The organism is Methylobacterium sp. D53M (assembly GCF_053345625.1).
Window position 1 is genome coordinate 349,594 of sequence record NZ_JBKFAL010000003.1, and the last position, 14,028, is coordinate 363,621.

Below are 14,028 nucleotides of genomic sequence, written 5' to 3' on the forward strand. Positions count from 1 at the left end.
GATTCTCGAACGATGACCCAGGATCTCACGGACCTCGCCGCCTTCGTGACCGTGGCGCGGGCCGGCGGTTTTCGCGAAGGCGCCCGCGCCGGCGGCGGCAGCGCGTCGCGCCTCAGCGAGGCGGTGCGCCGGCTGGAGGCGGGCCTGGGGGTGCGCCTCCTGAACCGCACCACCCGCAGCGTCGCGCCGACCGAGGCGGGGGCCCGCCTGCTGGAGAGGCTCGGGCCGGCCCTCGCCGAGGTGGAATCCGCCCTCGACGTGGTGAACGGGTTCCGCGACCGTCCCGCGGGCACGCTCCGGCTCAACGTGCCGCTGAGCGCTGCCCGGCTGGTGCTGCCGGCGCTCGTGCCGCCCTTCCTGGCGGCCTATCCGGAGATCCGCCTGGAGGTGGTCGTCGAGGACGGGTTCGTGGACGTGCTGGCGGCGGGCTGCGACGCCGGCATCCGCTACGACGAGCGGCTGGAGCAGGACATGATCGCCGTGCCGATCGGCCCGCGGCGGCAGCGCTTCGCCACCGCGGCGGCGCCGGCCTATCTCGAGAAGCGCGGCCGGCCGGAGCACCCGCGGGATCTCCTGGGTCATGCCTGCCTGCTCGGCCGCTTCCCCAGCGGCGCCCTGACGGCGCCCTGGGAATTCGAGCGCGACGGCGCCATCGTCCGGGTGGACCCGTCCGGGCCGCTGATCGTGCGGGTCGGCGCCAGCGACCTCGCGGTCGAGGCCGCGATCGCCGGCACCGGGATCGTCCACCTGTTCGAGGACTGGCTGCGGCCGCATCTCGACAGCGGCGCCCTGGAGCCGGTGCTGGAGCCCTGGTGGCAGGTCTTCTCCGGCCCGTTCCTCTACTATCCCGGCCGGCGGCACCTGCCGGCGCCCCTGCGCGCCTTCGTGGACTTCGTCGGCGCGCAGGCGTCGCGCGCTAGAACCGCAGGGTGAAGCGGCCCGTCACGGCCTGATCCTGGGCGCGGGTTCCGGTCTGACCCGTGTAGGCCACGCCCAGGCTCGCGTCCGGCGCCACCGCCAGGTCCAGGCCCACCTGCGCCACCAGCGCGTCCCGGGCGATCGGCACGCCCGCGCTCAGGAAGGCCGGGCCGCCCGCTCCGAAGGCCAGCAGAGCCGTCGGCACGACGTCGCCGAACGCGCGCCGGTAGCCGACGAGACCCCGCAGCGTCACCGGCAGGCCGAGGCCCAGGTCCAGGCGCGCCTGCGCCCGCACGCCCACCGTCGCCGCGCCGAGGTCGTAGTCCCGCGCGAAGCTCGCCAGCGCCGCCGCGCCCCCGGCCTCCGCGAAGGCGCCGCGCCGGATGCCGACATAGGCCCCGCCCGCGAACGGCTCGACGAAGCGCGCCGCCGGCGTGCCCAGCGCGATCCTCCAGCCGATCTCGCCGAAGCCCTGCACCGTGGAGCCGCCGCCGTGCCCGCTCAGCGTGTCGGACAGGCCGTACTGCACCGCGCGGCGGGTGCGCGCGTCCGTGTCGGCGTAGAGCGCGCCGAGCCGCAGCGACAGCGGGCCGAGCTCGTAGCCGCCGTACAGGCCGCCGAACCCGCTCCTGAGCGTCGCGCTCTCTGCCCGGCTCGCGCCGCCCGCCCGGCCAGCGCTGTCGAGGAAGGCCTCCGTGTAGCCCCCGACCGCGCCGAAGCGCAGCCCGCCGGGGAGCCGCACGTCCGCGCCGGCCGCGAAGCCGGCGATCTGCCGGTCGAGGCCGAACGCGTTGCCGCCGCCATCGGCCGTGCCGAAGGCGCCGAAGCCCTGGCCCCAGAGCCCGAACACCTGCGGGTCGAGGGTGCGCACCGGCACGGTCGCCACCACCGCAGCCCGGCCGGGCAGGTCGGCCGCGTCGGCGGCCGGCAGGGCGCCGGCGTCGAGCCCGGCACCGGGATCGCCCCAGCGCAGGCGGTCGAGCACCGCCTCGCGCACGAAGAAGGCGGTCTCGTAGGCGGTGGACACGGTGCCGGCGTGGATGTCGCCGGCCAGCGCCCGGAAGCCGCTGCCGGCCTCGTTGGCCGTGAAGGCGACCGCCGCGTCGTAGAGCCGGCCGGCGCCGATCGCCTGGATCGCGTTGGCGGCGGCCGCGCCGTTGCGCGAGGTGGCGCTGGCGGCGAAGGGCACGTCGTTGCGGGTGAGCGTCAGGTCGACCGCGTCGGTCCGGTAGCGCAGGCCCGGGGTGAGGAAGGCGAGGTTCGCGGTCACGCCGGCGAATTGGCCGGAGACGCCGCCGGCGGCGGAGAGGATCGTGTAGGTGGTGCGCGGGTTGTAGGCGCCGGAGGCGGCGCGCACCTGGACGGTGCCGCCCGACAGGGTGGCGGTGCCGGTGGCGGCGATCCGGTCGGCCCGGCCGGCGGCGTCGGCCTCGACCCGGTAGGTCGAGCCCGGCGCGAAGCCGACGTTGCCGGCGACCGTGAGCGTGCCGATGGAATTGCCCGGCGCCACCGTGGCGCCCGCGAGCGCGACGATCCCGCCCAGCGTGCCCGAGCCGCCGAGCTCGGCCCCCGGCAGCACCGACACGACCGAGTGGGCGAGGCCGCCGTTCACGACGAGCCGACCGGCCTGCACCGCGGTGGCGCCCGTCAGCGTGCTGAGCCCGGTGAGCGTGAGGGTGCCCGCCCCGGTCTTGGTGAGGGTCCCGGAGCCCGAGACGGCGTTGGCCAGCGTCCCGTCGGTCGATTGATCCACGACGAGCGCCGCGTCGTCGACGATGGCGCCCGTGCCGAAGGCGCCGGCATGGCCGACGAGCGTCCCGCCGCCGATCGTCGTGCCGCCCGCGTAGGTGTTGGCGCCGGTCAGGACCAGCGTCCCGCTGCCGAGCTTCACGAGGCCGCCCGCGCCGCCGATGTCGTTGCGCCAGACGTCGTAGGCCGAGAACCCGCCCCGGGCCGCGTCCATCGTGACGGTGACCGTGCCGTTGAAGGCGCCGTAGCCGTCGGCGGCGGCGAACAGGTTGATGCGGTCATAGCCCAGCCCGTTGTCGAGGAAGCCGCCGGAGGGCAGCTCCGTGGTCGCGATCACGTCGCGGCGCTGCGCCGCCGTGAGGTAGGGAAAGCGGGTCGCGAGCAGCGCCTCGGCACCCACGGGGACCACCGGCGGACGGTCCGTGGGCCCGACCGGTGGCAGGCCGTAGGTCAGGCGCGCCGTGTAGGCGGCCTTGTTGCGCGCGTAATCGGAGAACCGGTCGGTGGCCGGATCCACGGGCGCTTGGGCGCACCGCTCCAGCGGGCCGCCGCAGGCCTGGCTCAGGTAGCTCTGCGCCTGCGCGAAGGCCTCGCCCAGCAGGGCCGCATTCGCCGGGTCGTTGAGCGCCCGGATGGCGAAGTAGGTCGCCAGCACGCGGCCGCCGATCACGTCGGTGGGCGAGTGCATGCCCGCCTCGATCCGGTTGTCGCCGAGCTCGCTCGCGCGGGTGAGCAGTTCCTGGAACCGCTGCGGCACCGCGTAGGCCAGGGCGAGGGCCGAGAGATAGGCGGCGTTGGTGTGGCCGCTCGGGAAGCCGCCGTCCGTCGCGGGGGTCGGGCTCTTCTCCGGCCCAAGGGAGGGCGGCACGACGAAGCCGAGGCCCTGGCCGTCCAGGCTCTGCCGCCAGGGGCGCGGATAGCTGTAGGCGTCCTTGGCCGGGCCGGTGGAGGCGTTGGTCCGGAACGCGTTGACCAGCTGCACGACCTTCCCGAGGGGCGACGTCGTCACGCCGGCACCGGTCCCCTGGTCGACGTACTGCACGCGCGACGTGGTCGCGTCGAAGGCCGGGATCGTGGTGGTCGCCCCCGATCCCGCCAGATAGGCCCGCGTCAGCGGCCCGAGGCCGTCGATGACGCTGTAGCTCTGGTTGCGGCGGTCGTCGTAATAGGCGGCGATCTCCTGCGCGCCGGTCCGCTCCCGCGCCCGCTCGGCGACGATCTGGATGTTGCGCAGCAGGAGGGGCGCCCCGAGGACCGTGGGCGATCCGGTGTCGTAGGTCCGTCCGGGGATCCAGATCCGCCGGAAACCCGACAGGATGTCGACGCCGTTGCCGGCCGTCTGCGCCTGGGCGCCCGGACCGAGCAGCACGACCGCCAGCGCGGCGAGTGAGACCCCATATCCTCGTGTCATGACGCGCTCCCCGACACCGCCCCATCCGGCCGGTCGCGCGCCCCATATCCAAGATCATCGACGGCAGATCGTCATAGTTCGTTCAAAATCGGACGCATTTTCGATTCGTATCCTCTGAGCAACACTCTGTTAGACGGCTTATTTTTTATAGTTATATTTGAGGAATTAGAATTTTTACTTCTGAATTTGCCCGGCCATCACTTCTGACCGGTCATCGATCGCCGTGAGCGGCGCGGCCGCATCTGGATAGGCCCGCCCGAGACCGGCCACCGGCGCCGGTGGCGGGGTCATGCGGGACAGGAGAGGCGGCCCGGGATGCGTCCAGCCAGACCCGGCGCGGGAGTGCCTCGGAAGGTCGGGGAGATGCCGTGCGAATCGCCCGGCGGCGCGTGCGGACGCCGCCGGGGCGGCTCACTGCGGCAGTTCGAACACCGTGAGCTGCCCGCCCGGCGCCGTGTACTGCGACAGGGCCGCGTAGCCCCCCACCGCCCCCGAACCGTCCGCGGGGTCGGTCAGCCCGGCCGCCAGGCCGATCCCGGCCCAGCCGCCGACCCCGGACAGCACCGCGACGTACTGCTTGCCGCCGTGCAGGTAGGTGGTGACGTTGCCGACGATCCCGGACGGGGTCTTGAACCGGTACAGCTCGTGCCCGTCCCGGGCGTCGACCGCCTTCAGGTAGCCCTCCAGCGTGCCGTAGAAGACCACGTTGCCCGCCGTGGCGAGCGCCCCCGACCAGACCGAGAACGGCTCCGGGATCGTCCAGGCGATCCGGCCCTTCGCGCCGTCCCAGGCGATGAACGCCCCGGTCCGGTCCGAACCCTCTGGCGGGTGCAGGGTGAGCGTCGCGCCGACATAGGGCTGGCCGGGCGTGAAGGTAACCCGGAACGCCTCGTAATCCATGCACATGTGGTTGGTCGGCACGTAGAACAGCCGCGTCTTGGCCGAGTAGGCGGCCGGCTGCTGGTTCTTGGCACCGAGCGCCCCGGGACAGATATTTTTGGTTGCTTCGTCCTCGTCGGCCTCGCCGGGGGCGTAGCGCTTGTCGACCACCGGCTTTCCGTAATCGGGCGCGGCGGGATCCACGCTGATCCGGCTGGCCCAGTTCACCGTGGGGTCGAACTTCTCCGCCACCAGCAGCGCGCCGGTGGCCCGGTCCAGAGTGTAGCCGAAGCCGTTGCGGTCGAAATGGGTCAGCACCTTCCGGGCGCGGCCGTCGATCACCTGCTCGGTGAGGATCATCTCGTTGACGCCGTCGTAGTCCCACTGGTCGTGGGGGGTCATCTGGTAGACCCAGCGGGCGATGCCCGTATCGGCGTCGCGGGCGATGATCGCCTGCGCCCATCGGTTGTCGCCCGGGCGCTGGTTCGGGTTCCAGGTCGAGGGATTGCCGGTGCCGTAATAGACGAGGTTCAGGTCCGGATCGTAGGAGAACCAGCCCCAGCTGCAGGCGCCGCCGGTCCGCCACTGGTCGCCCTCCCAGCTCTTGAGCGAGGAATCGCGGCCGACCGGGCGCCCGAGCTCGGTCGTCGTCTCCGGATCGACCAGCATGTCGGCGTCGGGCCCCGTGGCGTAGGCGCGCCAGAGCCGCCGGCCCGTCGCCTGGTCGTAGGCCGTGACGTGACAGCGCGCCCCGTACTCGCCGCCCGCGAGCCCGACGATGAGCTTGCCGCGCACCGGCAGGACCGTGGCGGTGTTGGTCTCGCCCCGGCCCGGGTCGCCGTTCCTCACCGACCACAGCACCCGGCCGGTCTCGGGGTCGAGCGCCACCACGGTGGTGTCGGCCTGCTGGAGGAACAACCGCCCGTCCGCGTAGGCGAGCCCCCGGGAGACCGTGTCGCAGCACATCACGGCGATGACGCTCGCGTCCTGCCGCGGCGCGTAGCGCCACAGGATCCTCCCGCCCCGGTCGAGGTCGAGGGCGTAGACCACGTTGGGGAACGGCGTGTGCACGAACATCAGGTGTCCGACCACGATCGGCGCACCCTCGTGGCCGCGCAGGACGCCGGTGGAGAAGGTCCAGGCGACCTTCAGGCGCCCGACATTGCCGGCGTCGATCTGGTCGAGGGCCGAGTAGCGGGTGTTGGCGTAGTCCAGGGTCTGCAGGACCGGCGACGGGCCGGCCGCCGCCGCGGAGGCGAGGCCGGCGAGCGGCAGGGCCGCGAGCAGTGAAGCACGCATCGACGCACGCATCCTCGTGATCCTCATCGCCGCGCGGCGCGCGCACCTACATGCGCTGCTGGACGATGCTCTCGGCCCGGGGGTCCGGCTCGTGGCCGGCCGCGCGGAGCATCGGCACCACCTCGGCCGCCTCGCGCGCGACGAGGTAGCTCAGGTCGAGCCCCTCGCGGATGAAGCCGTGGCCGCGCATGTGCTCGAACAGGGCCAGCAGCGGCGCCCAGAACTCCGCCACCGAGACCAGCACCACCGGCTTCCGGTGGCGCCCGAGCTGCGCCCAGGTCAGCTGCTCGACCAGCTCCTCCAGGGTGCCGATGCCGCCCGGCAGGGTCACGAACGCGTCCGAGCGCTCGAACATCAGGCGCTTGCGGGTGTGCATGTCGGAGACCACCACGGTCTCCTGGATGTCCGCCAGCATGTGCTCGCGCGCCTGGAGGAAATCCGGGATGATGCCGGTGACGTGGCCGCCGGCGGCGAGCGCCGCCCGCGCCACCGTGCCCATCAGCCCGACGTCGCCGCCGCCGTAGACGAGGCCCATCCCGGCCTGCGCGACCGCGGTCCCGAGGGTCTCGGCGGCCTCGCGGAAGGCCGGGTCGCGGCCGAAGCCGGAGCCGCAATAGACACAGACTGTCCTCACCGGAGCCATCCGGCGTCCTCCTCGCGCGTCCGTTGCGAGCCGTCCAGATCGCGCCCCGCGCCCAGCACTCCACGTGCCAAACTGCTGAATTCGCGTGGGATTCACCCGCCTGGGCGGCAGGACGGCTTGGTGTGGGGACCATGTACGGTATTATGGGCGGCGCCGTCGACGGCTTTTCGCGCGGGCGGACGGCCGCCCGCCGGGCGGCGGCAGGATGAGGGGAGGCCTTCGTGGCGATGTCGAGACAGGTGCGGCGCAGTCTCGCCCTGGCGCTGGCCGGCCTTCTCGGCGGACTGGGACTCGTGCTGGCGCTGTTCGGCGGCGACTCCCTGCGGCGGCTTACCGGCCGCGGCGGTCCCGAGCCGTCCGCGTCGTCGGCGCCGAGCGGCAGCCTGCGCAGCCTCGCCGATCCGGGCGCCCTGGCCGGCCGCGCCGACCCGACGATCGACTTCCGCGACGACAAGCCGGGGCGGGCGAGTCCGGCGCCGGGGGAAGGCCCGGTGGCGGCGCTCCCGCAGCCCCCCCGCGCCGGCACCCCCGGGGCGCCGCAGGCCGGCACAGCCGGGGCGCAGCAGGCCGGTCCGGGCCAGGATGCGCGCCTGCCGGATGCGGCCGAGGCGCCGCGCTTCGACATCGTCCGCGTCGAGCCGAACGGCGACGCCGTGGTGGCCGGCCGCGGCGCGCCGGACGCCGCGATCGAGATGCTGGTCGACGGCAAGCCCGTGGCCCGGGCGAAGGCCGATTCCAACGGTCAGTTCGCGATCGTGCCGCCGGCCCTGCCGACGGGCGCCAGCACGCTCCGCCTGCGCATGACCGGCGCGGACGGGCGCGCGACCGAGTCGCAGCAGAGCGTCGCGGTGGACGTGGCCCCCGGCCGGGACCGCCAGCCGCTCGTGGCCCTGACCGCCCCGGACGCCGCGACCGTCGTGCTGTCGCAGCCCGGCGCGCCGGGCGCGACGGCCGGCGCGAAGGGCGGCGCCGGATCCTCCGGTCCGGCTTCCGAGCCGGGTACCCGGGACGCCGACGCGGCGCGGGCCGGCCGGCCGGCCGGGAGCGGGGAGACCCGCGAGGCCGCGGCGTCCGGGGCGGGGCCGACCCGGATCGCCAGCGTGGACGTGCAGGGGAACGGCCGCCTGTTCGTGACGGCCACCGGCACGCCGGGGGCGCGGATCCAGCTCTACCTCAACGACACGATGATCGCCCCGGGCAGCATCGGGCCGGACGGCCGGGCGACCTTCACGATCGGGCGCGGGATCAAGCCCGGGCAGTACCAGGTGCGGATCGACCAGGTCGATCCGGCCACCGGCAAGGTCGCCAGCCGCGCCGCGGTCCCCCTGTCGGTGCCGGAGCCGACGCAGGTCGCCGCCCGGGAGACCGCCGAGTCCGGACCGTCGCCCGCCCAGAGTGGCGCGCGGGATCGCGCCGGCCCCGATCAGGCCGCGCGCGACGGTGCCGACCGGGACCGGCCGGCCGCGGCCTCGCCGCCGGCCGCCGTCTCGAACCCCCAGGTGGCCGACATGGCGGAGCCGGACCGGGTCGGCGCGGTGTTCGTGCCGGAGATCAGCACCGCCCGGATCACCCGCGGCGACAACCTCTGGCGGATCAGCCAGCGCACCTACGGCCGGGGCGAGCGCTACACGGTGATCTACGACGCCAACCAGAACCAGATCCGCGATCCGGACCTGATCTACCCGGGCCAGATCTTGGTGCTGCCCACCGACAAGCGCGGCTGAGCGGCGCCGCCTACTCCACCACCTGGTCGTCGCCCGCGAAGGCCAGCCGGCGCAGGCCGCGCAGCGCCCGGTCGAGTTCCTCCCGCGACGGCGAGGCCAGGGCGAGGCGCACCGCGTTCGGCGCGTGGCCGGGATGGACCGCGAAGGACGAGGCCGGCAGGAGGGCGATGCCCTGGCGCAGGGCCGCGGCCGCGTAGGCCTCGGCCCGCCACGTCTCGGGCAGTTCCAGCCAGAGGTGGTAGGCCTGCGGATCGCCCACGACCCGCAGGTCGGCGAGCGCGGCCCGGGCGAGGGCCTGCCGGGCCGCGGCGTCCCGGCGCTTGGCCTCGGCCAGCGCCGCGGCCGAGCCCCCCGCCATCCAGTGCATGCCGGCCGCGAGCGACAGGCCGAGCACCGTCCAGGCGCCCTGGCGGACGGAGGCGGCGAGCCGGTCGGTGAGGGCAGGCGGCGCGGCGATCAGGCCGACGGTCAGCGCCGGCATCACCCGCTTCGACAGGCTGTCCACGAAGATCACCCGGTCCGGCGCGAGGCCGGCGAGCGGCGGCGCCTCGGCCAGGAAGCTGTAGACCGCGTCCTCGACGGCGGTGAGCCCGGTCCGCTCCAGCACCTCCGCCAGGGCGGCCCGGCGCGCCGGCCCCATCGTGGCGCCGAGGGGGTTGTGCAGGGTCGGCTGGAGATAGACGCCGCTCAGCGGGGTCGCGCGGTGGGCCTGGAGCAGCGCCTCGGGGCAGACGCCCTCCGCGTCCATGGCGAGCGGGATCAGCGTGATCCCGAGCCGCGCCGCGATGCCCTTCACCCCGGGATAGGTCAGGGGCTCGCAGCCGATCCGCTCGCCGGGCGCCGCCAGGGCCGCCAGGGCGGCGGCCAGCGCCTGCCGGCCGTTGCCGGTGAACAGGATGTCGGCGGGGTTGGGGGCGTAGCCCGCCCGCGCCAGGAACCCGGCGGCGATCGCCTGCGCCGACGGCGTGCCCGCGGGCCCGTACTGGCTGAAGCCGATCTGGCCGTCGTCGCGGGCGAGCGCCGCCAGGGTCTCGGCCAGGACCACCTCCTGCTCGGGCAGGCGCGAGTGGGTCCGCTGCAGGTCGAGGGCGGCCGGGGGCGGCTCCGGGCGGAGCAACCCGGCGCGCCCAGGCTCGCTGCGGACGTAGGTCCCGCGCCCGACCTCGCCGGTCACCAGCCCCCGGCGGGCCAGCTCGGCGTAGACCCGGCTCGCCGTCGAGACCGCGATGCCCCGCGCGTAGGCGAAGTCGCGCTGCGGCGGCAGCCGCGCGCCGGGGCGCAGCCGGCCCGCCGCGATGTCGGCCGCGATCGCGTCGGCGACGGTGCGATAATCCGCGCGGCGCATAATTGCTCCGAGGTCAATGTTTCGATTGATCCGAGATTTGTATCGGATCAATGCTCCGCCAGCAATCCCGGCCGGACTGCCTTCCCGCCACCGGATCGTCTGCGATGCAAGCCGTCACCCTGTCCTCCTCGCCCGCCGTCACGCGTCCGACCGCGCGCCCGTCCCTGCTCCGCACGTGGCTGCAGCGGATCCGCACCCGCCGCGCCCTGGCGGCGCTCCACCCCGACCAGGCCCGGGACGCCGGCCTCGAGCCCTGGGACCTGCGCGCCGAGGTCGCGAAGCCGTTCTGGCGGGCGTGAGGCGGGGGCCTGCACGCAGCGCGGGTGCTCCGGCGCGGCAGCGGGCCTATATGCGGGGCCAGGACATCCCGCCCCGCAGAACCCTTCATGACCGACAACTCCGCGCCCGCGGCCGGGACGCCGATCCCGGCCGAGCGCCCCGGCCTGATCGCCACCTACCGGCGGCTCTGGCCGCATCTCTGGCCCCACGGCCGGCCCGACCTGCAGCGCCGGGTCTTCCTGGCCTTCGGCCTGCTGCTCGCCGCCAAGCTGGTGACCATGGTGACGCCGTTCACCTTCAAGTGGATCACCGACGCGCTGGTCGCCGCGGTCGGCGGCAAGGACGAGGCCGTGCCCACCGGCCTCCTCGCCGCGCCGATGCTGCTGATCGCCCTCTACGGCCTCTCGCGGATCGCCATGTCGGCGCTGACGCAGGTGCGCGACGGGCTGTTCGCCAAGGTGGCGATGCACGCGGTGCGGCGGCTGGCGCTCCAGACCTTCGAGCACATGCACCGCCTGTCCCTGCGCTTCCACCTGGAGCGCAAGACCGGCGGCCTGACCCGGGTTCTGGAGCGCGGCCGCGCCGGCATCGAGGAGCTGTCGCGCCTGATGGTGCTGACCCTGGTGCCGACCATCGTCGAGTTCGTGCTGGTACTCGGCGTGCTGGCCTACGAGTTCAACTGGACCTACGCGCTGACCGCGTTCCTGACGGTCGCGGCCTACCTGGCCTTCACCTACAAGGCGACCGAGTGGCGGATCGCGATCCGCCGCCGGATGAACGCCTCCGACACCGACGCCAACACCAAGGCGGTCGACTCGCTGCTCAACTACGAGACGGTGAAGTATTTCGGCGCGGAAGCCCGGGAGGCCGGCCGCTACGACGAGTCGATGGCCAAGTACGAGAAGGCCTCGACGCAGACCTACGTGTCGCTGGCGGTGCTCAATGCCGGGCAGGCGGTGATCTTCACGCTCGGCATGACCGTGGTGATGTGGCTCGCGGCGCGCGATATCCTGGCCGGGCGCACCACGATCGGCGGCTTCGTGCTCGCCAACACCATGCTGGTGCAGCTCGCGATGCCGCTCAACTTCATGGGCATGATCTACCGCGAGATCAAACAGGCGCTGATCGACATCGACGACATGTTCCGCATCCTTGGGCAGAACCCCGAGATCGCCGACCGGCCGGGCGCCGCCCCGCTGGCCGTGGCGGGCGGCACGGTGCGGTTCGAGGACGTGCGCTTCGCCTACAATCCCGAGCGGCCGATCCTGCGCGGCGTCACCTTCGAGATCCCGGCGGGCCAGACCGTGGCGGTGGTCGGGCCCTCGGGCGCCGGCAAGTCGACGCTCTCGCGCCTGCTGTTCCGGTTCTACGAGCCGCAAGGGGGCCGGATCAGCGTCGACGGGCAGGACATCGCCGCGGTGACGCAGGCCTCGCTCCGGGCGGCGATCGGCATGGTCCCGCAGGACACGGTGCTGTTCAACGACACGATCGGCTACAACATCCGCTACGGCCGGGCCGACGCCACCGACGCGGAGCTGCGGGAGGCGGCCCGCCTCGCCCAGATCGACCGCTTCGTCTCGGGGCTGCCGGAGGGCTACGACACCCCGGTGGGCGAGCGCGGCCTGAAGCTCTCGGGCGGCGAGAAGCAGCGGGTCGCCATCGCCCGCACGATCCTCAAGGCGCCGCCGATCCTGGTCCTCGACGAGGCGACCTCGGCGCTCGACTCCTTCACGGAGGCCGAGATCCAGGCGGCGCTCGACCGGGTCAGCCGCGGCCGGACCACCCTGGTGATCGCCCACCGGCTGTCGACGGTGGTCAACGCCGACGCGATCCTGGTCCTCGACCACGGCCGCATCGTCGAGCGCGGCACCCACGCCGCGTTGCTGGAGGCCGGGGGCGTCTACGCGGCGCTCTGGGACCGCCAGCGGGAGGCCGACGCCGCCCTGGAGGTGCTCCAGCGCGCCGACGCGCCGGTGCTCCCGCCCCGGACGGGCCACGCCGCCGTGCCGGAGACCGAGGCCGCGGAGTGACCGAAAGGCCACACGCGGTCCGCGCAACGCGGCCGGGACGCAACCGGAGGCGGTAAGCGCGGTTCTGCGGTTATGCCGCACTTCTACCTGCACATCCGGGACGGTCAGTGGCTGGTCGAGGATCTCGACGGCGCCGACCTGCCCGACCTCGACGCCGCCCGCACCGAGGCCGAGCGCTCCGCCCGGGCGCTCTTGGAGATCCAGCGGGTCGACGGCGCGGTGCTGGCCGGGCAGGCCTTCGAGATCGCCGACGCGTCGGGGCAGGTCCTGGCGGTCGTGCCGCTGAGGGACGTGCTCGAGCTGCCGTAAGATCCAGGGCGCGGGCGGGCCGGTCGGGATCGACCGCCCGATGGCCGCTACGGCCGGCCCCTACGGCCGCGACCGCACCCGGACCCCGAGCAGGTCCTCGAACGGCAGCACCATGGCGCCCTTGTCCCGATCGCCGTGGCCCTGGCGCAGGGCGGTCTGGTAGGTGGCGGTGGCGGCCGCCGTGACCGGCATCGGGAAGCCGTTCTCCGCCGCGACCGCCGCGGCGGCGACGAGGTCCTTGTAGGCCGCCCCCATCGGGTAGCCCTCGTCGAACTGGCCCCGGAGGATCCGCGGCACGAAGTACTGCGCCGCGTAGCTCCGGCTCGTGCCCGTCGTGACCACCTGGGCGACCTGATCCGGGTCGAGCCCCATGGCGACGGCCATCGGCAGCACCTCGGCCAGCGCCGCGATGTTGATGTCGTAGAGCACGTTGTTGATCGTCTTGGTGAGCTGGCCGGACCCGGCCGGGCCCATGTGCAGGATTGTCGTGCCGATCCGCTCCAGGAGCGGGCGCACCCGGGCGACCGCCCCGGCCGCGCCGCCGCACATCACGGTGAGCGTCCCGGCCTCGGCGCCGGCCGGCGCGCCGGAGACGGGCGCGTCGACGAAGGCGCGTCCGGTCGCCGCCACGGCGCGGCCGACCGTGAGGGCCTTGGCGTGCGCGATGGTGCTGAGGTCGACCACGACCGCCCCCGGGGCGAGGCGCTCCGCCAGGGCGCCGTCCCCGAGGAGGGCCGCCTCGACGGCGTCGCCGTTCGGCAGGCACAGGAACAGCACGTCGGCGCCGGCGGCCTGGCCGGGATCGGTGGTGGCGACGAGGCCCGGCGCGGCGAGGCCGGCGAGGCGCGCCGGGTCGGTGTCGATCGCGACGAGCGTCTCGGCGTCGGAGCCCCGCTTGGCCGCGAGGTTGTAGGCGATGGGGTGCCCCATCGCGCCGAGGCCGAGGAGGGCGAGGCGCGCGGCCATGCGGGTGTCCCTGTTCCGAGTGTCCGGGCGCCCCCTGTCCGTGCGGGGGAGGCGCCGCGCCAGCATGTCGCCGGACGGGGCCGTCTTCCAGCCCCGGCCCCGGAATTGCGGCCGATGGTTTCTCGGCACCGACGTCCTTGCGAGCGGAGCGGAGCGAGCCAGCAGCGCGACGCCTGCCGATGTTGCGCCGCCCTGGGTCGCTTCGCTGCGCTCGCGATGACGGAGAAGCGTCGTCGACAGCGGCGCGCGGCTCAGTTTGCCTTGACAATGTTCCTATTTTGTGCTTCCTGACCGCACCTGTCCGCGGCGGCCCGGGAGCGATCCCGGGGCGCCCTTCGGGGGCCCGCCCGGTGGCTGACCGTGCGGGTCCGGGGACGGGGCGGCGCCCGCGTCGGTGGCTCTCAGCCGCCATCGCCCCGGGCGGCGGACCGGTGCGGGGCGTGCCTCGGACGCGGGCGTGAGACCGGGCGGCACTC

10 protein-coding genes are annotated in these 14,028 nt (G+C 74.2%); 5 read left to right on the forward strand and 5 right to left on the reverse strand.

Going from position 1 to position 14,028, the window contains the following annotated elements; genetic code table 11:
* Positions 1–12 precede the first annotated feature (12 nt).
* Complete coding sequence (locus ACLBYG_RS09080; protein ID WP_447681258.1) at positions 13–933, forward strand: LysR family transcriptional regulator; 921 nt, start codon at positions 13–15, stop codon at positions 931–933.
* On the opposite strand, the gene ACLBYG_RS09085 is transcribed toward ACLBYG_RS09080, so the two are convergent.
* The 3 genes from ACLBYG_RS09085 to ACLBYG_RS09095 all read right to left on the reverse strand — a co-directional run bounded on the left by ACLBYG_RS09085 (position 917) and on the right by ACLBYG_RS09095 (position 6,899).
* On the reverse strand, positions 917–4,078 hold the full coding sequence (locus ACLBYG_RS09085; RefSeq protein WP_447681259.1) for an autotransporter domain-containing protein: 3,162 nt from the start codon (positions 4,076–4,078) through the stop codon (positions 917–919). The genes ACLBYG_RS09080 and ACLBYG_RS09085 overlap by 17 nt on opposite strands.
* Positions 4,079–4,489: 411 nt before the next feature.
* Positions 4,490–6,268 carry a methanol/ethanol family PQQ-dependent dehydrogenase gene (locus tag ACLBYG_RS09090; protein ID WP_447681260.1) on the reverse strand — a complete coding sequence of 593 codons (1,779 nt, stop codon included), beginning with the start codon at positions 6,266–6,268 and terminating at the stop codon, positions 4,490–4,492.
* A 34-nt stretch (positions 6,269–6,302) separates the two neighbouring features.
* On the reverse strand, positions 6,303–6,899 hold the full coding sequence (locus ACLBYG_RS09095; RefSeq protein WP_331314439.1) for an LOG family protein: 597 nt from the start codon (positions 6,897–6,899) through the stop codon (positions 6,303–6,305).
* A gap of 227 nt (positions 6,900–7,126) precedes the next feature.
* Here ACLBYG_RS09095 and ACLBYG_RS09100 point away from each other — a divergent pair, with 227 nt between their 5' ends.
* Positions 7,127–8,623 (forward strand): LysM peptidoglycan-binding domain-containing protein, encoded by a 1,497-nt coding sequence (locus ACLBYG_RS09100; protein ID WP_447681270.1) that lies wholly within the window; start codon positions 7,127–7,129, stop codon positions 8,621–8,623.
* 10 nt (positions 8,624–8,633) lie between these two features.
* On the opposite strand, the gene ACLBYG_RS09105 is transcribed toward ACLBYG_RS09100, so the two are convergent.
* Positions 8,634–9,968, reverse strand: a complete 1,335-nt coding sequence (locus ACLBYG_RS09105; RefSeq protein ID WP_447681261.1) for an aminotransferase-like domain-containing protein — start codon at positions 9,966–9,968, stop codon at positions 8,634–8,636.
* 104 nt (positions 9,969–10,072) lie between these two features.
* Between ACLBYG_RS09105 and ACLBYG_RS09110 the strand changes: the two genes are divergently transcribed.
* The 3 genes from ACLBYG_RS09110 to ACLBYG_RS09120 all read left to right on the forward strand — a co-directional run bounded on the left by ACLBYG_RS09110 (position 10,073) and on the right by ACLBYG_RS09120 (position 12,586).
* Positions 10,073–10,267, forward strand: coding sequence for a DUF1127 domain-containing protein (locus ACLBYG_RS09110; RefSeq protein WP_020092364.1), 195 nt, complete (start codon positions 10,073–10,075; stop codon positions 10,265–10,267).
* A gap of 87 nt (positions 10,268–10,354) precedes the next feature.
* Positions 10,355–12,277, forward strand: a complete 1,923-nt coding sequence (locus ACLBYG_RS09115) for an ABCB family ABC transporter ATP-binding protein/permease (RefSeq protein ID WP_091925936.1) — start codon at positions 10,355–10,357, stop codon at positions 12,275–12,277.
* 72 nt (positions 12,278–12,349) lie between these two features.
* On the forward strand, positions 12,350–12,586 hold the full coding sequence (locus ACLBYG_RS09120) for a DUF6894 family protein (protein ID WP_091680195.1): 237 nt from the start codon (positions 12,350–12,352) through the stop codon (positions 12,584–12,586).
* A 60-nt stretch (positions 12,587–12,646) separates the two neighbouring features.
* Here ACLBYG_RS09120 and ACLBYG_RS09125 read toward each other — a convergent pair whose 3' ends face one another.
* On the reverse strand, positions 12,647–13,552 hold the full coding sequence (locus tag ACLBYG_RS09125; RefSeq protein ID WP_447681262.1) for an NAD(P)-dependent oxidoreductase: 906 nt from the start codon (positions 13,550–13,552) through the stop codon (positions 12,647–12,649).
* Positions 13,553–14,028 lie beyond the last annotated feature (476 nt).